Consider the following 21,781-nt stretch of genomic DNA (forward strand, 5'->3'; position numbering starts at 1 on the left):
GATTGGGGAGCGCAGGGACGGCAGATCAGGAGGAGGTGACCGATGCGGTGAAGCGGCGGAAGATGCTGGTCGTTGCCCTTCTGACGGCGCTGGCGCTCCTCTCGGCCGGGATCGGTTCCGGGGTACTGGCGGCCCCGAAGGAGCCCGTGGCACCGGCTGCGTCGCAGGCGGTTGAGTCGGCCGCCCAGAGCGCGCAGGCGACCGAGACGACGCCGGTCAGTCAGAAGGCCGACGCCGAGGAGAGCGAGCCGGTGGAGTCCGAAGAGGCCGAGAACAACCAGGACAAGGGCGAATCGGATGGCCCCGGCGGCCATGAGGACCCGGACGGCGTGGACGTCCAGCACGAGTTCGAGGGTGAGGAGTAGCGGCCATCCCTGGGCGGTGATCCCCCTCGGGATGACCGGGGCCGGAGGACGGGCTTGACGCCCCGGAAGCTTGGGAATAGCTTCCGCAGACGCGCCGCCCGTCCTCTTGCCGCGTCCGCGCGTCCTGGCGTGTGCGTGTGCTCGACGGGCGACCTCCTGCTCGGCCGCCGGGTTCCCGGGCGCCGCTTGCCTGTGCCAGCGTGAAGCGGTCTATGCTCCCCCGGCCGGGAGCTCCACCCGAAACGTGCTGCCCGCGCCGGGAGTGCTGGCCACCCGCAAGCGCCCGCCGTGGGCCTTCACGATGGCCTGCGCGATGGAGAGACCCAGGCCGGCTCCCGATCGCTCACCGGATCGGGTCCTGGAAGGCTCGGCCCGATAGAAGCGCTCAAACAGGTGGGGCAGGTGCTCGGGCGCGATGCCGGGGCCACGGTCGGCCACCTCGATCCACGCGGTCGGACCGTCCAGCCCCGTGCGGATTTCGACACGGCCTCCTGAAGGCGAGTACCTCACAGCGTTGTCCACCAGGTTGAGGAGGACGCGCAAGAGGCGCGATTCGTCGCCGATCGCCTGGACGGGTGCCCCGGTGGTGGGGGCGAGCTCCAGGCGGATTCCCCGCCGGTCGGCCAGTTCCTTCATGAACCCGGCCACCGCCACACCCAATTGCGTGAGGTCTACCGGCTTGCTCTCCATGCGTTCGGCACCCGCGTCGAGCCTGGCCAGGAGCATCAATTCCTCTACCAGTGAGGACATGCGCTGGGCCAGATCCCGGATCACCTCCAGGGAGCGCCGGTAGTCCGCTGCGTCCCTGCTGCGAGCCAGGGCGGCCTCCGCCTGGGCAAGCAAGGCTGCGGCGGGCGTCCGTAGCTCGTGGGATGCGTCCTGCGTAAAGCGTCGCTCGCGGGCGAAGGCGGCCTCCAGCCGGTCGAGCATCTCGTTGAACGCCTGCGCCAGGCGCCCGAGCTCATCCTCGGTCGCGGGGGGTGGCACCCTGCCGGAGAGGTTGTCGCGGCCGATGGCGCGAGCAGTGCGGGTAAGGGAGTCGATGGGGGCGAGGGCCCGCCCGGCGAGAAAGAGCCCTCCGGCCACGGTCAGCGCCAGGGCTATGGGTGTAGCGGCCAGCATCTGAAGGAGGAACGACCTGCGGCTGGTTTCGAGCGGCTCCAGCGAACGCGCGACCAGCGCCCAAGCCTCGGTGGGGCCCCCCGACTGCTGGGAACCGTCCTCTGTTTGAATGGGGAAGGAACGCACCAGCCACGTTTCGTCGCCGAAACGCGCCTGCACGAAGGTCTCCCCGGAGATCGGAAGGCCCGCTGCGAGACGATCCACGGCCGCCTGCTGGGCAGGCGCGAAGCTGGTGAAGAGCAGGCGCAGCCTCGCATCGTAGAGGGCGGCCGCGGTGCCGGCAGGGTCGAACGCGGGCAGCGAGGGCAGACGCGCGCGACCTTCCTGCCAGTCCAGCTCGGAGACGAGCTGCCGAGCGTGCGCATCCAGGATCGCCCGCTCTTCCATGAGACCCTGACGGCTGGTTCGCCAGTAGACGAAACCGTTGAAGGCGCCCAGGACCAGGACCAGGGCCACAGCGTACCACAGGGTGAGACGCACGCGGAGCGAGGGCTGCCAGCCGGGCCGCGACAGGTGCCGGAGGAAACCCCGCATGCTCACCCGCGCTCCTCCCCGAACTGATACCCCACGCCGCGGACTGTTCGGATGGGCGGTGCACCCGAACCCACGTCAAGCTTGCGCCGGAGATTGTAGACGTAGACGTCCACCACGTTCGAACCGACGTCCTGACCGAACTCCCACACGTGATCGGCGATCTGGGAGCGCGTCAACACCTGACCGGCGTTCCGCATCAGGTACTCGAGCACCTGCAGCTCGCGCGCGGTCAGCTCCACGGGACGTCCCTTCCTGGTGACGCTGCGCTTCCCCAGGTCCAGCTCCACGTCGCCGACTCGCAGCGTCCCCCCCTGCGAGGAGAAGGACCCCCTCCGGAGGAGGGCGCGCACCCGAGCCAGGAGCTCGGCGAACGCGAACGGCTTCACGAGGTAGTCGTCGGCCCCGGCGTCAAGGCCGGTCACCCGATCCGTCACCTGGTCGCGTGCCGTGAGAAAGAGTGCGGGGGTCGTGACTCCCCGCGCCCGAACCCGCCGAAGGAGGCTCAGGCCGTCCAGGCCCGGAAGCATCCAGTCCAGCACGATGAGATCGTAGGCGGTGGTTTGGAGAAAGAGCTCTGCTTCCTCACCATCCGCCGCATGATCGACGGCGTATCCTTCCTCTCGAAGGCGGCGCACGGTGGCATCGGCCAACGCCTGGTCGTCCTCGGCCAACAGGAGTCGCATGGAACCCCCCCGACCCATCCTGCTCAGACGGCCCTGACCCGCGTGAGTATACCACGCGCGGGACGACGAACGTGCAACGGCACGCACGGGCCACGGCCCGGAGGGTATCCTCCGTTCCTCACGACAGCCTGGGAACCCGCCATCCCGACAAGGGCGTCGCGGGACGCTGCCCGTGACCCCAGGCCCATGCCCTGCATAGGCAGGGATGGGAGGGGGCGCGGGGATGCAGCACGCGGGCACGCGCCGGGCGGTGAACCTTTCGCGGCGAGACCCGCACACGGCGGACAGGATGGGGACACCCAGGCTCTCGGATGCGGAATGGCAGGCCGAGCGGCGAAGCGGGCAGGTGGAGCGGCTCCTCACCGTCCTGGGGCCGCTGCTGATCCTGGCCCTCTGGGAGATGCTCTCGCGGGCGGAGGTGGTCGACCCGCGCTTTTTCCCGCCGCCCAGCCGGATCGTCCTGAGGCTGGGGCAGATGATCGCCTCGGGCGATCTCTGGTGGCACGCCGAGGTGAGCCTGGGCCGCATCGCCGCGGGCTTCCTCATGGGCGCCCTGCCCGGGGTGATCCTGGGGCTGGCCATCGGCCTCTACCGGCCGGTGAGGGCGCTCCTGACACCGCTCATCGGCGCGCTCATGCCCATCCCCACCATGGCGCTGGTGCCCTTGATCATGATCCTCTTCGGCCTGGGAGAGCTCTCCAAGTGGGTCACCATCGCCACCAGCGTCTTCTTCCCGGTGGTGATCAACACCGCGGCCGGCGTGGCCAGCATCGACCCCATCTACATCGACGTGGCACGGAATTACGGGGCTTCCCGGTGGAGCTTCTTCACCCGCATCGCCCTGCCCGGTGCCCTGCCCGTCATGTTCGAAGGGCTTCAGATGGGCCAGGCCATCGCCCTGCTCACCATCGTGGCGGCGGAGATGGTGGCCGCGAGCCGAGGCGTCGGTTACCTCATCTGGACGTCATACAAGACCTTCCAAATCGCTCAGATGTTCGTGGGTCTGTTGGTGATCGCGTCCCTGGGCTACCTCTTCTCGCTCGCCCTGCGCGCGCTGGCCCACCGGCTCACGCCCTGGAGGTGACCGAGGTGCCCGAATCCGCGCCGGCGGCCGGTCCGGCGCCGGAGCGACCCGGCGCGAAGATCGTGGTCCGGCATCTGCACAAGGTCTTCCGCCAAGGCGGCCGCCAGGTCATGGCCCTGCAGGACGTCTCCCTCGCCATTCCCGAGGGCGAGTTCTGCGTCCTCATCGGGCCAAGCGGGTGCGGAAAGTCCACGCTGCTGCGCATCCTCGCCGGCCTCCAGCGGCCGACGGCCGGCACGGTGGAGATCCGCCCGGGCGACGAGACAAGACCCTTGAACGCCATGGTCTTCCAGGAGCAGGGGGTGCTGCCCTGGATGACCGTGGAGCAGAACGTGGCCTTCGGGCTCGAGATGCGGAAACTCCCCAGAGCGGACGTGCGCCGACGCACCGAGCGCTATCTGGAGAAGACGGGGCTCCTGCCCTTCCGCCATGCCTACCCCAAGGCGCTTTCGGGGGGGATGAAGCAGCGGGTGAGCCTGGCCCGGGCCTTCGTCACCGAGCCGGAGATCCTCCAGGTGATCGCGGATCTGGTGCTCCAGGGGAAGTTCCTCGAGGTGCTCCTGCCCAAGGGGGTGTATGCGAGTCTCCGGCAGTTGAACGTGGCCCGGCGTGAGCTCAAGGCGAAGCTGAGCAGCGGGAAGAACAGGCTCCATGCGATTCTCGACGAGTTCTTCCCGGAGTTCACGGACGTTTTCAAGGATCCCCTCGGTATGGGAGCTTGGTGGGTCCTGGAGCACTGCCCGTTCCCGGACGACGTGCTCGCCCTCCCGCTGGAGGAGCTAACCCAGGGTCTAGGCCAGGCCAGCAGCAAGCGCCTGGGCCGTTCCAGGGCGGAAAAGCTGTTTGAGACAGCCTGGGAGTCGATCGGCGTGCAGGAAGGGCTGGAAGGGGCCAGGATGCGCCTGAGGAGCACTCTGGCAGAGCTCCGGGTGTACAAGGAGCAGCTGGCCGAGGTGGAGACCGCCATGGAGCGGCAGCTGGAGGCGACGGGGGTGGCAGAGTACCTGCTCAGCATCCCCGGGATCGGGATGGTGCTGGCGGCAAGTTTCCTGGCGGAGACCGGAGATCTGAGCACGTACCGGAACTGGCGGCAGCTGCGGAACCTGGCGGGGCTCAATGTGAAGCAGAACAGCTCCGGGAAGCACAAGGGCAAGACGACGATCACCAAGCGAGGCCGTCCGGGATTGCGGGAAGTGCTCTATCAAGCGGCTATCGGCGTCGCCCAACACAGCCCGGAGCTCCGGGGGCTGTATCACTACTGGCTGAGCCGGCCACAGAATCCGCTGAAGCCGAAAGCGGCGCTGGTCGCCCTGGGACTGAAGGTGCTGCGGGTCATGTTCGCCCTGGCGACGCGCAAGGAGTACTACGACCCGGCCAAGGTGCTGGGTGACGTGCGGAAGGCGCAGCTACGCGCTGCGTGAACCTTTGCCGTCTCGGTGGGGGAAGCAGCACTCCTCCATTCGGCCCTCGAGCCCGCAACCGAGTACTGCACGCCCCACCGGCCCTCTTCAGGCAGAACGAAGGACTGTGCGGCCATGAGCCTGCGAGACATGATAGGGTTGCCGAGGGCTGCGACGGTCGGGGATCCCCCGAGACGGCGGTGTTTGCAGGAACGATCCATCGATCCAAAAGAACGCGAGCGAACGCGATACCATGCGAGTTCGCGAGCATGAGAGACCTAAATCGCCAACCTGGAGATAGGAGGATCAGCGCCGTGCGCGCCACATCCGCGAGAGGGTTGCCGCGGCTCGCGTCGATCCAGTCGATGATGACCGGGTCCCGGTCGGTGAGGATCACATTGGCGGGATGAAAGTCGCCGTGGCAGAGTCGGTCACCGCCAGGCAGCCGAGCCATCGCGCCGAGTACGGCCTCGCGCTCCGCCTGCGAGAGCGGCGCGCAGCGGGCGATCTTCTCCCGCAGGAGCGTACGCTGATCGTGCAACCCGGGCGATCCTTCGTGCGCGTGCAGGTCGAGGTGCACCTCAGCCAGCCGAAGGGCCATCGGCTCGATCGTATCAGGGTCGCGCAGCACGGTCTCCATCATCGACAAACCGTCCACCCGTTCGAGGACAAGGCCCAGTCGTCCATCGAGCTCGATCCTGCTGCCGACGGCCGGTACGGGGAGCCCGATGGCGTGAGCCGCGGACGTCTTCCGCTGCTCGGACTCTACCGTCCGCGGCGAGGTGCCCGGACGGTAGAGCTTGAGGACACGGCCCTCGCCCCAAGGGTGGACGTCCGCTGTTCGGCCGGACGCGATGGGGTTAGCTGGTTCCCGTGAGCTCATGATCTGCGCACCAACCTATCGGAACTCGGGTCGGTTCCCGAAAGACGGACCCGTGGCCGAGCGGGCCAGACGGAAAGATCGTTCGGTCCATACCGAAGCAAGGGACCTGCGTCACGGCCATTCACCTCTGACGACTCAACCGGTCTGGCCACGGGCAAGCACCTCACCAGCGCCATCTCGACCATCAGCGCCACGAAGGGCAAGAGGCCGGTTACCATGAACTTCCCCGGAATGAATACCAGGGGAAGATGCCACAACCACCACAGGAAGCCCAGAACCAGGCTCGAAACCAACGCGTTGAAGCGTCTCTGCAGGCGGGGAAGCGCGTAGCCACGCCAGCCACCGGCCGGGGTTCTCTGCATCGCGCCAGCGTCTGCGGCCCCCAGACCACGGTGACGAGGACGGCGGCGCCTGCCACGATCAGTGGGGCAAGCGTCTCAACCTCGGCCTCTACGCTGGCCAGACCGCAGGGCGATGCGTTCTCGAATGATTCGACCACGATCCGTAGCTTCCTGCCTCGCTTCCGGGGCCTCCATCGGGCGACCGCTTCGCCGTCAACGAGCAGGACCCCCCGATTTCCGGAACACAGTTGACCCGGGACAGGCTCATGTCCAAGGAGCACTGGACCTCGCGGCCGCTTGCGGCCAGAATGTTCGCGGAAGGGTGATGCGTCGCGGCGTCCACCGCTCCATGGGAAGACGCGTCTTCAGCGCACCAGCGAGTGGCCGTCGGCGTCGACGCCCTGTCAGCGGTGGCTCTTCCGCCGGAGTGAACCGATCGGAGGTGGTAGGGATGTCTCTCTCATGGCAAGGCAGCCGCACCGTGGGCCGCCTTCGTCCGGTGCTGCTGGCCGCGCTCGTACTCCCCGCGCTCCTCCTGGCTCGGCAACCCACGTTCAAGGCTTCCGAACTTTCCGGCCTGCGGCTCGAGCCTCTTGACGCGAGCTTCGTTCAACCTGTCCACATCACCCACGCCCCTGGCGACCCGCGCCATCTATGGATCGTAGAACAGCGGGGCACGATCCGGGTGTACGATCTCGAGTCGGACTCGCTCTTGAACACGCCGTTCCTCTCGATCCCCGACCGGATCTCGACGGGCGGCGAGCGAGGCCTGCTCAGCCTCGCCTTTCATCCAGACTTCCCGTCCAACGGGCGCTTCTTCGTCAACTACACGGACCGAGCCGGTCACACGCAGGTGGTGGAGTACCGGGTCGGGGCGAGCCCCCTGGAGGCAGATCTGGCCTCCGCCCGGCGGATCCTCCGGATCGAGCAGCCGGCGGCCAACCACAACGGTGGCATGATGGCCTTCGGTCCCGACGGCTACCTCTACATCGGCACCGGCGACGGGGGACGAGCGAACGACCCCTGGGGAAACGGCCAGAATCCCGGCGTCTTGCTGGGGAAGCTCCTGCGTCTCGATGTTGACGGAGGCAGCCCCTACGCGGTGCCGGCCGACAACCCGTTCGTCGGGCAGAGCGGCGCCCGCGGCGAGATCTGGGCCCTGGGTCTGCGGAACCCCTGGAAGTTCTCCTTCGACCGGGCAACAGGCGATCTGTACATCGCCGACGTGGGTCAGAACGCGTGGGAAGAGATCAACTTTCAACCCGCCGGAAGCGCGGGAGGCCAGAACTACGGCTGGAACCGGATGGAGGGCACCCACTGTTTCCCGACCGGAAGCTGGTGTGATAGGAACGGCCTGACGCTGCCCGTCGCGGAGTATCCGAATCGCAGCGAGGTGGGCTGTTCCATCACGGGCGGCTACGTCTACCGCGGCGAGGCCATCCCCGAGCTGTACGGTTCCTACCTCTTCGCCGACTACTGCACCGGCCGCATCTGGGCCATGCCGGCCGGACCGGCGGGGACCTACAGCGAGCAGATGGATCGAGCCGGGGAGACGTGGCCCTATCAGGAGCTCCTGCGCACTCCGCACACGACCACCGCGTTCGGCGAGGATCTTCATGGTGAAGTGTACGTCGCCCACCACGGGTGAGCGCGTGCGCAACGCCGCGTCACGTCAAGACTCGAGACGCTGCGGCGGGGAGGTGCGCCCGGGAGTGAACCTAACTCAGCACGGACTTGAAGTGGTAACTCGAGAGCGTCATCCCTTCGCGCTCATCGAACCGGTGCGCATCGGTACGCTGGACTCCAGAGTCGAGATGAAGCTGGTGACAGCCCCGGGACTTCGCCGTATCACGAAGCCACCGGAGCAAGAGAGCCCCATACCCTCTGGAGCGGAACGCGGCGGCTGTGACGAGGTCGTTGACGTAGAGAAACCTCCCCCACGCGAGGTTCTCCCCGACGCGGAAACCGGCGACAGCAACGGGCCTCCCGTCCTCCTCGACGTAGGCGAGCTCATAACCCCCCGCCTGCTGTGCACGGATGCGAGCCACGAAATCCTCTCTTCGAAGATGCGTCCGGAGCTCTGCCATCACCGGGAAACATGCTTCGATCTCAGCATCGGATCGTGCGATCTTCGGTTGCAACTTCCATGCCTCCTGGTCCTGACGCCCTCTCCCAACGGCAAGCAGAACAGGTATGGCGGCAAGGATCCGTACGGCCACGACGTCACGCTCGATGGGAGAGCGTGCCGCGGCCGGGGCGCGCCGCGGCCAGGCCGAGCCTACGCCGGCGACGCCTGCGAGCCCGCCACCACCTTCCTTCGCCAGTTGCCGGTCCGGTAGTACAACCAGTTCAGAAGCAGGCCCAGGGAAGTGCTGATCAGGATCGACCACCACGTGCCCGAGACACCCCAACCGAGCATGTACGAGAGGAACCACGCCAGGGGCAGGCGGACGACCCAGAGCGTGACGAAGCTGATGATCATGGAGGCGAACGTATCCCCCGCGCCCCGCAGCACGCCGGTAAGGATGAACATCAACGCGAGCGGGACGTAATTGAGCCCGACGATGCGCAAGTACCTGGCCCCTTCGTCGAGCACGGCCGCGTCTTGGGTGAAGACCTGGATGAGAGAGACGGGCTCCAGCACTGCGATCAACGTCATCAGCCCGGTGATGCAGACGGTCAGGATGCTGGCCCACCCAACGATCTCCCGTACCCGCTCCTGCCTGCCCGCACCCAGGTTCTGCCCCACCAGAGCAGTGACGGCGAGACTGATGGACATGGCGGGCAGGAAGGCAAACTGGTCGAGCCGCCCTGCGGCCCCGAAGGCCGCTACGACGCCCGGTCCGAACGTGTTGACCAGCGAGGCGACGACGACCATGCTGAAGGAGACGATCGAAGACTGCAGGGCGGCCGGTACACCGATGGTGAACAGCTTACCGGCCAAGGACCCGTCCAGCCGCCACTCGTCCCGTTGCGTCGGGATCAGGTTGGTATGGCGTGCGATGTAGCGAACCGCCAGCCCGGCCGCCAGGGTCTGGGCAATGACGGTCGCCCAGGCGACGCCGCCAATGCCCATCGCTGGTATCGGACCCCAACCGAGGATGAGGAGCGGGTCGAGAAGGATGTTGAGCACGGTCGCGTACACCAAGAAGCGCAACGGGGTCCGTGAGTCCCCCAAGCCTCGGAGGATGGAGCTGAGCACGTTGTAGAGGAACATGGGGATGAGCCCGAGCAAGAAGAGGCCCAGGTACAAGGAGGCCGGCTCCAGGAGCTCGGACGGCGTCCGCATCAGCCGCAAGATGGGGACCCGGTAGGTGAACCCGACCACGGTGGAGATGAGCCCCAAGGCGACGGTCAGCATGAGTGAGTTGGCGACGGTGCGACGCACTTGATCTTCGTCCCTCGCGCCGCGGTATTGGGCGACGAGGGTGGTCGTCGCCATGGTCAGGCCCATGATGAGGGCCACCAGGGCAAAGATCACGGGAAAGGCGATCGAGACAGCACCAAGCGCTTCAGCTCCGAGGAAGCGGCCTACCCAGAAGCTGTCGACCGTGTTGTACAACGCCTGAAACAGATTGCCGACGAACATGGGCCATGAAAAGGCGAGAATGTGCTGCCAGATGCTGCCCGTCGTGAAGTCCCTCATGCGTCGTCCGGCACTGCCTGCATGACGCGGTTCCTGCCTTCTCATGGGTCTCCTGTGATCTCCTCATGCTTCCCTCGGTTAGAAAGGCACCAAGCGGTTACTCGTACAGTATACCACGCCTGCCGAGTCCCGACCTCGCCTGACAGCGCAGGTCCGGCTTGTTAGCCGCCCGCAAGCTTCACAGTTCACTCAGTACGATCCGCCTGAACTCTGCGTCTGTCGCCGTACCAACGTAAAGACCCGGGCGGCCCGACGACAAGTAGTACGTGAGCTTCTTTTCAAATACGAACTGCCCATCAACATACACCTTGATGATGCTGCCGCGAACATCTACACGTGCCCTAAACCATGCGTCCGCCGGGATCCGTACGGTTCCCTTCTCCTGAGTCGCGTACGCTTCTGTCCACCACGGGACAATTCCGTGGGCGACAGGTAGGTAGGCAACTGTCGAGCCGCGTTCAGCACCCGGCATGAACCAGACGACTTCGTAGTTTCTTAGGTCCTGCGCTCGGATAGCGAACCCAAACCAACCCGCCCCGTCTTGAGACAGGTGATTCGCAACAAATCGCATCTCCGATTCCATCGAGTAGTCGTTCCCGGCATAATCGATGAGAGCAACCTGACCTCCCATGTGGTCCACATCCGTGTTCCCGAGAAGCTGAAGAACGGGCTCCTCTCGAGACTCGTCTACCCTCCACAGCTTGGAACTGACCTCAAGGCTCAACGTCCTCAAGCGAAGCATCTCGCTCACAGACACCCCTCCTCGAAGTACGGCTGACGGCCTCGCTGCAGCTGCCTGTTAGGTACCCCATCCCCTGGCCGCGCGGAGGGCGCTGTCCGGCGGAAGGTCCATCGCCTTCATCTCCCGGACCAAGAACTGGGCAAGGGCGACGAGGAGGTACGTGACGGCGATGACGGTGTAGGCGCCCCTCAGGCCGGTCGCCTCCGCGGCGTACCCGCCGATCATGGGCCCCAACGGCATGGCCATCCAGGCCAGGGCTCTCGTCATGCCGAAGACCCTGGCCCGCATCTCCAGGGGCACCCTCTCCTGCATGACGGTGTAGATGATCGGGTTGAGCGGGCCGCTGCCCAACCCCATCAACACGGCCAGCCCGATCATGAACGGCAGGGGCGGCAGTTGGGCCAGCGCCAGTTGCGGTACAGCAGCCACGAGCCAGGCGGTGAGGTAGACCCACCGCCGGGAGAAGCGGGGTCCGACGGCGGCGTAGAGGGCGGCTCCGACGATGGAGCCCGCGGCGTGCGCGGAGATGAGGGCACCCAGCGCTTTATGTTGCGGCCCGGTCACTTGCTCGCCCCCCTGGGCGGTCCCGTCTTGCGACGGCGGGGACTTTATCCTCGGAGCTTTCACTGAAGCGGTTGCCCTGCCTTCAGCGTCCGATTCGCTACGTGGCTATCAGGCTGTTGCCACGGCCGATCCTTCCCCGGCTGGAGATAGGTGGTTACGGGCTGCACGATACGCTTGTTAGGACTTCTCTCATTTCGATCCGTTCACCATTCGAGCCGTGTATGCCTCGACGGATTCCTTGAGCTTACGTGCGGCCGCCTCTACGTTCAGGCCTGTGATGTCAATGCGTAGGTGGGCACGCTTATATGTCCTGCCGAAGTATGCCATGTCCTTCTTGATCTCCCTCAGGTACAGGCGTCTGTCCGTGGCGGTCAACTTCCGTTTGATCGGACGTGAGTCGATATCGTAGAAGGTGAGCCGTTCCAGGATGTTCTCCGGCTTGTCCCAGAGTACCACAACCGGCCCGGATGATCGCTTGATAGTTCGCAGGAACCCTCCCATGAGTCCACTCGGCAGGAGGGCGATCAAGCTGTGTTGGCTTTCAGGGCGTGCCAACAGGTTATCCAGGGCTTTCGCTGCCTCGTCGCGATAGGAGTGAGGAGTCAGGAACCGCGCCTGCAGCCGTTCGATACTCGTGTTGAAGAAGGTCTCGATCTCGTGATCCAGATCGAAGAAGTCGAGCCCCATAAGAGCGGCCGCTCTCCCGCCGATCGTTGTCTTACCAACGCACGAAACCCCTGTCACGAATAGCCGCACTCAGAACACCCCGCGGGATTCTGCTGATAGTCCTAACGTCCTTGCGCATCAGCGGCGGCACGCTCACGCTTCAATCGACGCTCCCCGCCATGACCCGTCCGCTGGATACGCTTGTTAGACGGACGCCTTATCAGCACAATTTAAGAACCATGACTTCCTCAAACAGATTTGAACCCGGACGCAAAGGCAACCTGACCCCGGTGCCAATGAACCCGGAAGACAGATAGAGTCGTTTGGCCTCGTCGTTTCCTTCGGTAACGTGGAGAATAACCTCCGAGACCCCTTTTGATCTCGCCCAGTCAATGGCGGCATCAACTAATGCCCTCCCAACCCCCAGGCCACGTTCGCTTGGCATCACCCACATCGAGAAAAGACCTGCTTGGGACGCGTCGCCCTCTGAAGGGCCGACGCGTGCCATGCCGACGGGACGGCCATCGCGTTCAGCCAGCAGGAAATCCCGATCGGCCAAGCTACTGGAAGCTATCAATTCCGTCCAGTGGGAATCGATCTGCTGTCTCTCACCATCCAACGTACTCCCAAACGCGTTAGGCGAGTCAGCAAGTGCCTGCAGCCGTAACGACTTCCAAAGCTGCCATTCATCGGGGAGAAAGCTTCGAATCAGCGTAACCACCCCGCTCACCTCTCCGTTCCGTCTAGCGTCTTTGCGTATCACCGGCGGCGCGCATGGGTGTCAAATGAAGCGCCCCGCCTTCACCCCGTCCGGTGAATACGCTTGTTAGGTGTCTCACCCGGCATCATCTCAAGTGTCAACGAATAATCCGTGTAGCCCATCGCTTTCCAGAATGAGATTGCCACTGCGTTATTGGCAAGTACGGAAACGGTCCGCCGCTTATCCAGCGACCAGATATCGGTGAACAGATCCATAAGTGCCCCACGCCCAATCCCCTCCCGTCGGCGGTTACGAACGACGAAAAACTGCCGTAGGTAGATCTCGTCCTTCGTCTCTCGATAGAGTGCGTAAGCGACGACTTTACTCTCCCAAAAGAACAGAACGGCGCTATACTCTCCGGACGCCAGCCAGCCACGCATCCGATCCCCAAGTTCCTCGACAGTCATCGGATTTCGATGGCCTTCGTCTTGTATGAGTTGGTGATTCAACTCGGCAAGCACTGAAGAATCGTCGGGGACGGCGAATCTCCACTCCACGGCAGTCAACTCCGATCAGACATAGGTCACAAAACTTGCAGTACACCTAACGTCCTGCCGTATCAACGGCGCCGCCACTCAGCCTCCAGGTGGATGGACCCAGCCTGCTACGGCGTCTGCTGCATACGCTTGTTAGGCGGCCGGACATGTCACTCGGCCTGTCCTACTTCAGGGACCGACAGTCCCCGGCAGATCTTCCGTGCCAGCTTGTCCGGGATCTCCATATGACGAGGAATGGTTTCTACGGCGCCCGTTAGGGGATTCATCCAGAGCGAATGTGACCGGCCTTCCCGCTTGAGAATGCAGCCGTGCTTCCTCAGGTGTCGAAGTAAGGCGCCTCGTTTCACGGAACGCTGACCCTCTCAACGACAGCATCGGGCGGAATCCCACGCAATCCCTGATCCCGACGGTCCTCGAGAATCAAGCGGATAGCCTCGGATAGGCTTGCCAACGCTTCGTCCTTCGTCCTGCCCTGGCCGTTAGCGCCCGGAACCTCCGGAGAGTATGCGATGAACCACTCGCCATCCTGCTCAACAACCGCCGTGAACTCGTTGGCCACGCGACCACCCCCACTCACCGTCAGCACCCTTGCGCTCGCCCCACTATTTTACCACACCGAGCCCGATCATGGTGAGCACCAAGTAGCTACGACCGTCACCCGCACGAACACCGAGGGGCCTTCGCACATCTCCCGATGTCATTCGCCTAACGACCTGCGATTCACCTGCGCCGAGCGAAGCGAGGCGTCAGGCGGAAGCGCTGGTTAGGCGGCGCAATTACACTTCAACGGCCGATTGTTGACGGAGTTGGTCGCGCTAATTAGATGGGAGATACTCCTCGCACCCCCGAATGATTTTCCAGGTGCTATTCTCTTTGCGCCAAATCTCCATGATAATTTGTGATATGCTACCATCGGCCCAAGTCAAGTCCGCGCGATACACTAAAATCCCTTCCAGCTCACTGCGTATAACAACGTCCTTTACTTCCACTCTCCACCGGCCTGCGAGATTGGTAATGGCGCGCTCCACTCCCTCCACGTAAGCCTTGGCATCGTGGTGCTCACCATTGATGACCCCAATATAGGAGTTGCTGATAAAAGCGGTGACTGGAGCAGTCATTTTGGATTTGAAAGCGTTGTTCCACGCCTCAAAGTACGAAGTGTGTGCCTTTAAGAGCTCGTCCCGCACGTCTTGCATTAGGTTCCCTCCCGACAACTACGAAGTAACTCCTAAAAGATGGAATGTACCGCGGCGGTGGCCGCAGCAAGATAACCGTTCACAGGCGTGGTCCGTCTAGCGTCCTTGCGGCTCAGCGGCGCCGACGGCTGCCATCAACTTATCCCCTCCCGACTCCCCCTTCGGCGTCCGCTGCAGCCGCTTGCTAGAGGGCTTGGGCACCGCTCGACGCGTTGCCTGAGGTCGGCGCGAAGAGAGCTCGAGCCCAGTCCCGCCGTTCAGCGCGCCTCCGTATTCCACCCACGTCAGCCCAAGGTCAACCCGCCACCTTCGCCGTACCAATGGGCCCGCTTCCGCCATCGTTTGGGGCACCCACCCTCTTCTGGCCACCCGGTACCCTCTACACCGTCACTCTTCGCGCCGCCCTCCATCCAGCTTTCGACGATCGACCAGGTGTCCACAGATCCTCATGTCCCCCTAACGCTCAGCATCAGCGGCGGCGCGGAGCGCCGTCCGCTGGATGCCGTTGTTAGGCACCAACGTTCGATAGCATGCTGCCCGCAACGAACGATATCACCGCCGCTCCAAAGACTTGCCACCGATTCCTCAAGCCCAGGATTCGGAAGCTACCACCCAAAATACCCGCAGCGAAGAGAAGATATCCCAAGTTTGCTATGCCGTAGCCAATCACCATAGTCGAGCCGGCTGGAGTGGTTGTCGCGATGTAGATGGCAGCCCCGACTGGGTACAGCAGTGCAAGTGCGCTCGGCCACGGGAAGGCAGCACGTTCGATCCCCATGAACTCCCGCATCTTCGGTTGGTCGTATGCGCTGTACGCGTAACTCAAGACCACGATGTTGAAGAGGTTGAAGGCAGCCTCCTCGTCCGTTGCGAGACCGAGTGGGCGCAGAACGCTTCGCGCATCGCCGATGATCTCATCGAAGACGTCCGCAGTGTCCCGCTGCCAAAAGCTTCGATCATAGACGCGAGCGTTCCACCGGTCGATGAATTCCTCAGCAAGATCGCGTGCGGCTTCGGGCAACAGGGCGACGGTCCCATGAACTCCTTGAGTTAGCTCGCCCTGACTCTGCCGACGAAGGTGATGCTGGACGAGTTGCCAGAAGCGTGTTCCCGCGAACTGGGCCCTCAGCTCGGGTAGGTTGACAGGCTTCATACGGTCACTGCTCCCTTGGTGGCTAACGTCCTGCCGTATCAGCGGCGCCGCCGCCCAGCTTCTGCCCAAAGCGCTCCATCCACCTACGGCGTCCGCTGAATACGCTTGTTAGGCCCCTCTCGCAGTTCGGCGATGTTTGATACAGTGTCCACAGCCTGAAACATTCGCAGGCTATCGGCGTGCGTCCAGGCCGCTGAATCACGACCGTGAAGAATCCAATGCCGATTCAGCATACCCGGCCGTGGACCATCGAAATCACTTCTCATGTAGAGCTGATCAACAAAGCGCTCGACTGTCCGCCATATGACGAGTGTAAGGGAGTCGGGTAGGTCACGCTCAACTTGCTGAACATATGTCGAGACTACATTCCTCAAGTCTGTACGCCTTCCTTGATCCGCCATCAACACTCCTTCGCAGACTATCATGAGGGCCGGGACGGTAATGACGAACTGTCGGCGTCTGTAGGCTGATGCAGCCTGTCGGAGCAAGGTGCGCCACGGACGAAGGTTGGCCCGGGTAACGAGCCTCTCAGCCATCTCATTGAAGTAGGCCTGGTCGTTTGATTCATATAGCTCTATGAACCGCTCGTCGATACTGTGTGGCGCCGCTCCCTCGAGTAACTGTCGTACTTCTGCAGGAGTGAGGAACATGGGGATCGCCCATCCGAGTTCCGCCAAGTGCAGACTCGAAGTCTCGATGGCCCTCATAGCCTTACGGAAGCCGGCAGCAAGATCTCGTGACTCGTAGCCCAAAGCGGTTTCCACCACCTCTGCCTGGGGGCCTAACGTTCTGCCGTATCAGCGGCGCCGACGATCAGCGGTCAATCAACGCAGCTCAACTACCTACGGCGTCCGCTGAATACGCTTGTTGGGCGGTGCGCTCACGTCGAAACAAGACGTTCGGAAAGGCGCTTCTTGGTATCAGGATTTCGTCGCCAAGGATCATTCTCCGTTGGCCTGGCGCATTCACATAGACTCGAAGCGATCGCCCCTTGGGCGCAGCAACTAGCAGCGTATACTGTTCCTCGTCAGAGCCCTTGGCGACCCTGCGTCGCTCCACCAGACGCTTGAAATCGCGGTAATGGAAACTACAGATCTCACGGTCCTTCACACACACGAGAACCAAGAACACCGATGACACTCTCTTCACAAGCTCGCCAAGCTCACGTAAATGGCTGGCATGAAAGGTGAACACATACTCTCCAAAAGGACGAGTAGGCTTTGTGGCGTACTTCAAGTATGCGCCGATGTCGTCGTTCACCTTGAAGGCGCTACGACACGCCACACCCTCGATCTTGAACGCGTTTATGGCTGTAAACTCCGGATGTTCAGCTATCTGGGTGAGCGCCGCCCCGTGATAAAGATGGTCCTTGTTGATTCTCAAGATCAGTGCACCTCCTCTGCAACACCCGCCCAACGTGCTTGCGTGTCAGCGGCGCACCAGCACGGCCTCGTTCGGCCGCGTCGGGTTTCCATGCGTCCGCTGCACACGCTTGTTAGGGCGAAGAGACGCTAAGGCGATCGTCCTAGAAGACGACTCGCAAATTAGGATAATAAACGCTGATCGGGCTGTCGACTAAGTCAGGGTTCTCGAGGGCCATACGGATCTGGTTCGCGACAGCAGCCCGGTAACTCTCCAGTTTCGGCACCAAAGTATAGATGCTGGAGGTGTCGACTTGGACCGTACGAAACTGATCAATGTCAAAGGGAATCCTATCGCTCTTACGAACCACTTGGACGGTCGGAAGTCTGCAAGCGTGCCTCAGAGAAAGCTCATAGAACACGTTGGGATTATGGAACGATAGGTCAGCTATGACCAGACGCGACTTCAGGATGTATTCGATGATCTGTCTGGTGATCATACCCGGCTTCTCGATCTGGTCCGCCCGCACCACATTAAGCCCAAGCTCCGCAAGAGCGGGTTCGATGATGGAGCCCAGGAACAGGTCAGAGTGTAGCCTCTCCTCCGAGCCCTCGGTGCCGATAGGGGTGATGTAGAAACAAGTGGTGTGCCATTCCGGTCTCTCGCCGGGACGAGGAGCCTCCTCAGAAATCATCGGCGACTCGGATGCAGTCAGAATCGCCGCCTTAGAGGACTTCTCAGAACTCTTCCCCTCAAGGGCTTGGTCGAAGGAGACGATGCGTTCAGCACCAGCTATCTCAGTGATGATTCCTGTGTACTGCCCATTAAGGATGAACGCATCAACTGCTTCAGAGAGGTACTCCTCGTCGATGCCGATTTCCCTGAGCTTGTCGCGCATGACTTCAGCCGAGGGCATCCGGCTATTCTTGAACGCTTCATACAGTGCGTTGAACGGCTGGATTTTAGCAATGGCTAGCTGCATTCGAGCGTGAGCCCTTTCGCGTTCGCTCGACTCAGGTGATGTCGCTTGGGTCCCTAAGGGAGTAAGCTCTAGGTACTCCGCATTGTAGCCGCCTTTCGTGATCCCGTACTGACCGGAGGCAGTGACAAGGTCGCGGCTGGCACTGCTTTCCGCGGATCTTCCCATGGCATCAAACAAGGTTAGCCTCCGAACGCGTGCTCCTGAAGCGTGTTCCTGTATTGCGTCCGCTAGCTGCAGTGCTTCGCGGAAAGTCATTGATGGGAACGGGCGACGACGACGCCTCTTACGTGTCTTCTCCGAGCTACGCTCATTGGACTCTACGTTTTCCTGGCTTGATGTGACAATCTCTGGTTCATCGGTGCTCATGGATTTCTCTCCTTTCGCCCTAACGTCCTGCCGTATCAGCGGCGCCGCCACTCACCGACCGATCGACGCACCTGTCGACCTACGGCGTCCGCTGTATACGCTTGTTAGGCCTCAGAGTCCCTGTCTGGCCCTCCTCAGTTGATCATCTAGTCCCAACAGCCTAAAGCGCTCGTCGAAGACTAGTTCAAATACACCAAGAGAGCTGACACCGACTTGTGCTGCCGACCGTAGGCCGAAGCGCAGCACAAGTGGATCGTTTAGCAGGTAACCGAGGTGAAGCTCCATAGAGGCTTCGTCAACCTGCATTGATGTGCTCTGCAGCAATGCTTGCTGATTGGGATGTGCCCCGTAATCGATACAGCGTTCGTACAGCAAGCTAACCGCGTCGGCCAATCTGGGGCTGGCGTTCGCAAGGGAATCAAGAAGTTTCTTCATCCGGAAGGTGTTCCGAACCCTCGTCCTGGCTTTGTCGCTCTCGTCACGTCGTAGCCACGTCTCCTGCAACGTCAGATCCCTTGCGCCGTAGTGCCCGTACAATGCGTGTTCAAGACAGAGACGCTGAAGGGCATACGACTCCACCACCTGTCCTGCCATCCCCAGGTGACACGCGGCGCGGTAGGCAGAGTGGGACCGTTGTACAAAAAGGGCCGCAAACCAGTCCGGTGTGTCGTTGAGGCTCGCGATCAGGGCACTAAAGAGTCCATCAATCTCAAGTAGCTTGACGTATTCGGATCGTAGCTTCACGTACGTTGCGAAGCAGTTCCCGCGACTGTCGTCCAGGAAGCTTGTAAGGCTGTCGCGTCCCCACCCTGGTGGAGCCTGTATAGCACTCATCTCCGCACCACCCACGTATAGTAGGCCTAACTACGGCTTATATAGTTCTCCATACGCCCTGTAAACCGCAAGATTGCTCCGTAATCACCGTGCTGTACGCTACGAGCAACACCCTCAGGGCCGGTTCCGTCTGTGATCCCCCTTCTTCGCGCGGCGGCTTATCTTGCCCTGGGTAAGCCGCCCTGCCGCTCGTCGATTCTCGGTGTCCCCCTACAACGATTCCACCAGGCTCCGGACGCCCCGGCCGCCGCGGTTCAGGAAATGGGTGTAGATCATGCTGGTTCGTACGTCCTTGTGCCTAGGAGCTCCTGGACTGTACGGATGTCGTGCCATCGGCCAGCAGGTGCGTCGCGAAGGAATGACGGAACGCGTGACAGGAGGCTCGCTTGGTCAGCCCGGCGCGCCGGACCGCCTGGGCCACGGCCTTTTGGACCAGGGATCCGTGCATGTGGTGCCGGCCCTGCTGGCCCGTCCTTGGATTCCTCCAGCGCCTTGCCTGCGGGAAGACCCACCGCCAGCGCCAGTCCGCGGCTGCGCGCGGGTACTTTGGTGCGACGGCCTGCGGCAGTTCGACCTGGCCCCAGCCCTCGCGCAGGTCCCGTTCGTGGGTCGCTTTGACGGCGCGTAGATGCCTTCGGAGGGGCTCTTTGAGCTCCTCCGGAAGCATCGTCATCCGATCCTTGGCCCCCCTGCCGTCCCTAACCAGGATCTCGCCTCGGGCGACGTCGATATCTTGGACCCACAGGCTGAGGCACTCGGTCAGCCGGAGCCCGGAGCGATACATCAGCGAGGCGATGAGCCCGTAGGCTCCTTCGAGCTCGGCGAGGACGGCCTTCACTTCCTCCTTCGTGAGGACAACAGGGAGCCGGCGCGGTTTTCGGGCCCGGATCACGGACCCCAGGTCGCCCAGGTCACGGCGGAGCACGTTTCGGTAGAGGAAGAGCAGGGCACTAAGGGCCTGATTCCGGGTGGAAGCGCTCACCTTCTCGTGGGTGGCCAGGTGGCTCAGGAACGCGTTGATCTCTGCTTCCCCCATCTCCGCCGGATGGCGCAGGTTCTGAAAGCGGATGAACCGTCTCACCCACAAGCAGTAGCTCTCTTCGGTCCTTTGGCTGTAGTGGCGTGAACGGAGCGCTTCTCTCAACTGATCAAGCAGCTTGGGCTTGGGTATTCGGTTGCCGGTGGTGTCGTTACGGCCTTTGTCGGCACTGCGGACGGCGCTGGAGTTCAGGGGTACGCTGCCCGTGGCGCCAGGACGTGGTACGTGCCTTGGAAGCTCCGTCTAGAGGTCGCTCCTTCCAACCGGAGCCTTGCTGCTTCACCGGACCCACCTCGACTCTCGGGCCCCATGGGCATCGCAGGCTCCGCGGAGCGGAGGAACCTACGGGCGATGGTTCGACAGGAAGGCGGCCAATCCTTCCAATATCTGACCCTCTTCGGTGCTGGTCGATAACTTCGAACTACGACGGTAGCGGACGACCGAGGATCACCGAATCACCAGGCCTCGTCATCGGGTTCCCGCACCTGGATCTAGGGCTCCTCTTCGATCTCGTCGTCGGCGACGAAACAGATGCGCATGCCCCATCCCGCAAAGGTGGTGAGCACCCTACCGAACTCCTCCAGCGACAGCTCCCGGCCATCAATCTCAATCACAGCTTGATTGTCGGGGCCAGCGCTCCCTCAGGGTGGATCTTGGGCGTCCGCGGCGTGGGTCGTCCCGACCCACCGCTCACGCGGACGGTCTCTGACGCCGATGCGCCGGTGTACCTTCCCACAGTTCCTGCCAGCCGGGACTCCGGCCCGGCGCCTCGGGGTTACCCCTACAGGGTCGCCCTGAGATGCTCTGAGGGCGCCCTCAGTCCTTGGCGGATCCCAGGGCTCGCTCAGCCTTCGGTCGGTCTTCAACGACGCAGAAGAGGTTGCCGTCGGGATCTTCCAGGACGACATAATCGGCATCGGGTGGGTACCTCCACGGGTAGCGCCTGGCGCCGAGCCCGACCAGCCTTTCCACTTCTCCTTTCTGGTCGCCCGTGTACAAATCAAGGTGGAGCCAGCTTCGCTTGCCGCTACGGGGTTCCGGTGCCCGGTCGAAGGACAGGTTCGGTCCTCTCCCCAGAGTGACTCAGGAACGGCGCGCCTGGAGCGCCGCCTGAACCCAATCCGGAAGTTCAGTAGGCACGTTCTCCGTCCATTTCCGATCGATGCCAACGATGTCTCCGAAGGCGATGAATTCACGCCAGGTGGTCTTGTCGGAGGCCTTGGCCCAGAAGAAGCTCCCCGAGAGGACGACGCAGAGGTTGTCGCCTTCGAGGAAATGAGCGTACCAGTGAGGGCGCATCGCCCGCGCCAGGGAAGGCAAGCGTTCGTGCAGGGTCTTGGCGTCAATCTGATACCAGCAGACGTGCCAGGTGGAAGCGTCAGGATCGTCGGGCACCTCTACGACACGTTCGGCAACGGGTGTCCAGCCGGTCAGGGGCTCCAGGCTCTCGAGGCTCTCCAGGATGACACAGCCGACAAACGCAGGCACGACAGGCGTCCCCCTTCCCCTTGGTCATGACAGTCCTGCGTAAGCTTGTCCGGCCGACCGCCGGGCCCGCCTGG

25 protein-coding genes and 3 pseudogenes are annotated in these 21,781 nt (G+C 62.9%); 4 read left to right on the forward strand and 24 right to left on the reverse strand.

The genetic code is table 11. The annotated features are described in order from the left end of the window. Positions 1-47: 47 nt before the first annotated feature. Entirely contained in the window at positions 48-365 is a 318-nt protein-coding gene (locus LIP_RS04150; RefSeq protein ID WP_144440313.1) for a hypothetical protein, read from the forward strand. A 210-nt stretch (positions 366-575) separates the two neighbouring features. Here the strand turns inward: LIP_RS04150 and LIP_RS04155 are convergent, their stop codons facing one another. Together LIP_RS04155 and LIP_RS04160 are read right to left on the reverse strand one after the other, a co-directional pair. Continuing rightward, positions 576-2,021, reverse strand: a complete 1,446-nt coding sequence (locus LIP_RS04155) for a sensor histidine kinase (protein ID WP_231699384.1) — start codon at positions 2,019-2,021, stop codon at positions 576-578. A gap of 2 nt (positions 2,022-2,023) precedes the next feature. Further along, on the reverse strand, positions 2,024-2,704 hold the full coding sequence (locus tag LIP_RS04160; RefSeq protein ID WP_068134747.1) for a response regulator transcription factor: 681 nt from the start codon (positions 2,702-2,704) through the stop codon (positions 2,024-2,026). Positions 2,705-2,927: 223 nt separating this feature from the next. Here LIP_RS04160 and LIP_RS04165 point away from each other — a divergent pair, with 223 nt between their 5' ends. Both LIP_RS04165 and LIP_RS18830 read left to right on the forward strand, forming a co-directional pair. Beyond that, complete coding sequence (locus LIP_RS04165) at positions 2,928-3,788, forward strand: ABC transporter permease (RefSeq protein ID WP_198409710.1); 861 nt, start codon at positions 2,928-2,930, stop codon at positions 3,786-3,788. A 5-nt stretch (positions 3,789-3,793) separates the two neighbouring features. Continuing rightward, positions 3,794-5,209, forward strand: coding sequence for an IS110 family RNA-guided transposase (locus LIP_RS18830; protein WP_068134750.1), 1,416 nt, complete (start codon positions 3,794-3,796; stop codon positions 5,207-5,209). Here the strand turns inward: LIP_RS18830 and LIP_RS20355 are convergent. From LIP_RS20355 to LIP_RS20365, 3 genes and pseudogenes are all read right to left on the reverse strand, one after another. After that, positions 5,121-6,071: a phosphotransferase family protein gene (locus tag LIP_RS20355; protein WP_082725837.1), complete on the reverse strand. Its 951-nt coding sequence runs from the start codon at positions 6,069-6,071 to the stop codon at positions 5,121-5,123. The genes LIP_RS18830 and LIP_RS20355 overlap by 89 nt on opposite strands. Next, on the reverse strand, positions 6,068-6,433 hold the full coding sequence (locus tag LIP_RS20360) for a CPBP family glutamic-type intramembrane protease (protein ID WP_144440314.1): 366 nt from the start codon (positions 6,431-6,433) through the stop codon (positions 6,068-6,070). The genes LIP_RS20355 and LIP_RS20360 overlap by 4 nt, the downstream gene beginning before the upstream one ends. A 77-nt stretch (positions 6,434-6,510) precedes the next feature. Then, a pseudogene (locus tag LIP_RS20365) lies at positions 6,511-6,693 on the reverse strand (DNA glycosylase AlkZ-like family protein); the annotation flags it as partial. 170 nt (positions 6,694-6,863) lie between these two features. Here LIP_RS20365 and LIP_RS04180 point away from each other — a divergent pair. After that, positions 6,864-8,060 (forward strand): PQQ-dependent sugar dehydrogenase, encoded by a 1,197-nt coding sequence (locus tag LIP_RS04180; RefSeq protein WP_082725838.1) that lies wholly within the window; start codon positions 6,864-6,866, stop codon positions 8,058-8,060. 70 nt (positions 8,061-8,130) lie between these two features. On the opposite strand, the gene LIP_RS04185 is transcribed toward LIP_RS04180, so the two are convergent. The 19 genes and pseudogenes from LIP_RS04185 to LIP_RS04235 all read right to left on the reverse strand — a co-directional run bounded on the left by LIP_RS04185 (position 8,131) and on the right by LIP_RS04235 (position 21,707). Further along, positions 8,131-8,553, reverse strand: coding sequence for a GNAT family N-acetyltransferase (locus tag LIP_RS04185; RefSeq protein WP_198409711.1), 423 nt, complete (start codon positions 8,551-8,553; stop codon positions 8,131-8,133). A 137-nt stretch (positions 8,554-8,690) separates the two neighbouring features. Next, entirely contained in the window at positions 8,691-10,058 is a 1,368-nt protein-coding gene (locus LIP_RS04190) for an MATE family efflux transporter (RefSeq protein ID WP_068134757.1), read from the reverse strand. 178 nt (positions 10,059-10,236) lie between these two features. Continuing rightward, a complete protein-coding gene (locus LIP_RS04195; RefSeq protein WP_068134759.1) occupies positions 10,237-10,809 on the reverse strand; it encodes a hypothetical protein in 573 nt (190 codons plus the stop codon). Between the two features lie 48 nt (positions 10,810-10,857). Beyond that, on the reverse strand, positions 10,858-11,364 hold the full coding sequence (locus LIP_RS04200) for an MFS transporter (protein WP_068134762.1): 507 nt from the start codon (positions 11,362-11,364) through the stop codon (positions 10,858-10,860). A gap of 189 nt (positions 11,365-11,553) precedes the next feature. Continuing rightward, on the reverse strand, positions 11,554-12,120 hold the full coding sequence (locus LIP_RS04205; RefSeq protein WP_158509546.1) for a shikimate kinase: 567 nt from the start codon (positions 12,118-12,120) through the stop codon (positions 11,554-11,556). Between the two features lie 130 nt (positions 12,121-12,250). Continuing rightward, complete coding sequence (locus tag LIP_RS17470) at positions 12,251-12,751, reverse strand: GNAT family N-acetyltransferase (RefSeq protein WP_158509547.1); 501 nt, start codon at positions 12,749-12,751, stop codon at positions 12,251-12,253. Positions 12,752-12,831: 80 nt separating this feature from the next. Beyond that, positions 12,832-13,287, reverse strand: a complete 456-nt coding sequence (locus LIP_RS17475) for a GNAT family N-acetyltransferase (protein WP_082725842.1) — start codon at positions 13,285-13,287, stop codon at positions 12,832-12,834. 149 nt (positions 13,288-13,436) lie between these two features. Continuing rightward, positions 13,437-13,634, reverse strand: a complete 198-nt coding sequence (locus LIP_RS20370) for a type II toxin-antitoxin system HicA family toxin (RefSeq protein WP_082725843.1) — start codon at positions 13,632-13,634, stop codon at positions 13,437-13,439. Next, a complete protein-coding gene (locus LIP_RS04210; protein WP_068134767.1) occupies positions 13,631-13,846 on the reverse strand; it encodes a type II toxin-antitoxin system HicB family antitoxin in 216 nt (71 codons plus the stop codon). Before LIP_RS04210 ends, LIP_RS20370 begins: the two co-directional genes overlap by 4 nt. Positions 13,847-14,102: 256 nt before the next feature. Further along, entirely contained in the window at positions 14,103-14,483 is a 381-nt protein-coding gene (locus tag LIP_RS18360) for a hypothetical protein (RefSeq protein ID WP_144440315.1), read from the reverse strand. A gap of 508 nt (positions 14,484-14,991) precedes the next feature. Next, entirely contained in the window at positions 14,992-15,636 is a 645-nt protein-coding gene (locus LIP_RS04215; RefSeq protein WP_068134771.1) for a hypothetical protein, read from the reverse strand. A gap of 83 nt (positions 15,637-15,719) precedes the next feature. After that, on the reverse strand, positions 15,720-16,388 hold the full coding sequence (locus tag LIP_RS18365; protein WP_144440316.1) for a hypothetical protein: 669 nt from the start codon (positions 16,386-16,388) through the stop codon (positions 15,720-15,722). Between the two features lie 82 nt (positions 16,389-16,470). Beyond that, positions 16,471-17,019, reverse strand: a complete 549-nt coding sequence (locus tag LIP_RS18370) for a hypothetical protein (protein ID WP_144440317.1) — start codon at positions 17,017-17,019, stop codon at positions 16,471-16,473. Positions 17,020-17,161: 142 nt separating this feature from the next. Further along, complete coding sequence (locus LIP_RS04220) at positions 17,162-18,346, reverse strand: hypothetical protein (protein WP_198409712.1); 1,185 nt, start codon at positions 18,344-18,346, stop codon at positions 17,162-17,164. A gap of 111 nt (positions 18,347-18,457) precedes the next feature. Next, the gene (locus tag LIP_RS18375; RefSeq protein WP_144440318.1) at positions 18,458-19,180 is read right to left on the reverse strand and encodes a hypothetical protein; all 723 of its coding nucleotides are present in this window, start codon (positions 19,178-19,180) and stop codon (positions 18,458-18,460) included. Between the two features lie 210 nt (positions 19,181-19,390). Further along, positions 19,391-20,351 (reverse strand): annotated as a pseudogene (locus LIP_RS04225) (integron integrase). A gap of 359 nt (positions 20,352-20,710) precedes the next feature. Next, positions 20,711-20,839 (reverse strand): annotated as a pseudogene (locus LIP_RS19965) (DUF7713 domain-containing protein); the annotation flags it as partial. 196 nt (positions 20,840-21,035) lie between these two features. Further along, positions 21,036-21,296 carry a VOC family protein gene (locus LIP_RS20375; RefSeq protein WP_158509717.1) on the reverse strand — a complete coding sequence of 87 codons (261 nt, stop codon included), beginning with the start codon at positions 21,294-21,296 and terminating at the stop codon, positions 21,036-21,038. A gap of 6 nt (positions 21,297-21,302) precedes the next feature. Further along, positions 21,303-21,707 (reverse strand): hypothetical protein, encoded by a 405-nt coding sequence (locus tag LIP_RS04235; RefSeq protein ID WP_068134775.1) that lies wholly within the window; start codon positions 21,705-21,707, stop codon positions 21,303-21,305. Positions 21,708-21,781: the final 74 nt, after the last annotated feature.

Origin of the sequence: Limnochorda pilosa (assembly GCF_001544015.1) — a bacterium.
Lineage (GTDB): Bacteria > Bacillota > Limnochordia > Limnochordales > Limnochordaceae > Limnochorda > Limnochorda pilosa.

Excerpts from the sequence above, each read along its gene's own strand:
- LIP_RS04180 (WP_082725838.1), top strand. The coding sequence starts at position 6,864 with ATGTCTCTCTCATGGCAAGGCAGCCGCACCGTGGGCCGCCTTCGTCCG.
- LIP_RS04215 (WP_068134771.1), bottom strand. The coding sequence starts at position 15,636 with ATGAAGCCTGTCAACCTACCCGAGCTGAGGGCCCAGTTCGCGGGAACA.
- LIP_RS04155 (WP_231699384.1), bottom strand. The coding sequence starts at position 2,021 with ATGCGGGGTTTCCTCCGGCACCTGTCGCGGCCCGGCTGGCAGCCCTCG.
- LIP_RS04220 (WP_198409712.1), bottom strand. The coding sequence starts at position 18,346 with ATGAGCACCGATGAACCAGAGATTGTCACATCAAGCCAGGAAAACGTA.
- LIP_RS18360 (WP_144440315.1), bottom strand. The coding sequence starts at position 14,483 with ATGCAAGACGTGCGGGACGAGCTCTTAAAGGCACACACTTCGTACTTT.
- LIP_RS04190 (WP_068134757.1), bottom strand. The coding sequence starts at position 10,058 with ATGAGGGACTTCACGACGGGCAGCATCTGGCAGCACATTCTCGCCTTT.
- LIP_RS20360 (WP_144440314.1), bottom strand. The coding sequence starts at position 6,433 with ATGCAGAGAACCCCGGCCGGTGGCTGGCGTGGCTACGCGCTTCCCCGC.
- LIP_RS04165 (WP_198409710.1), top strand. The coding sequence starts at position 2,928 with ATGCAGCACGCGGGCACGCGCCGGGCGGTGAACCTTTCGCGGCGAGAC.
- LIP_RS20355 (WP_082725837.1), bottom strand. The coding sequence starts at position 6,071 with ATGAGCTCACGGGAACCAGCTAACCCCATCGCGTCCGGCCGAACAGCG.
- LIP_RS18375 (WP_144440318.1), bottom strand. The coding sequence starts at position 19,180 with ATGAGTGCTATACAGGCTCCACCAGGGTGGGGACGCGACAGCCTTACA.
- LIP_RS04160 (WP_068134747.1), bottom strand. The coding sequence starts at position 2,704 with ATGCGACTCCTGTTGGCCGAGGACGACCAGGCGTTGGCCGATGCCACC.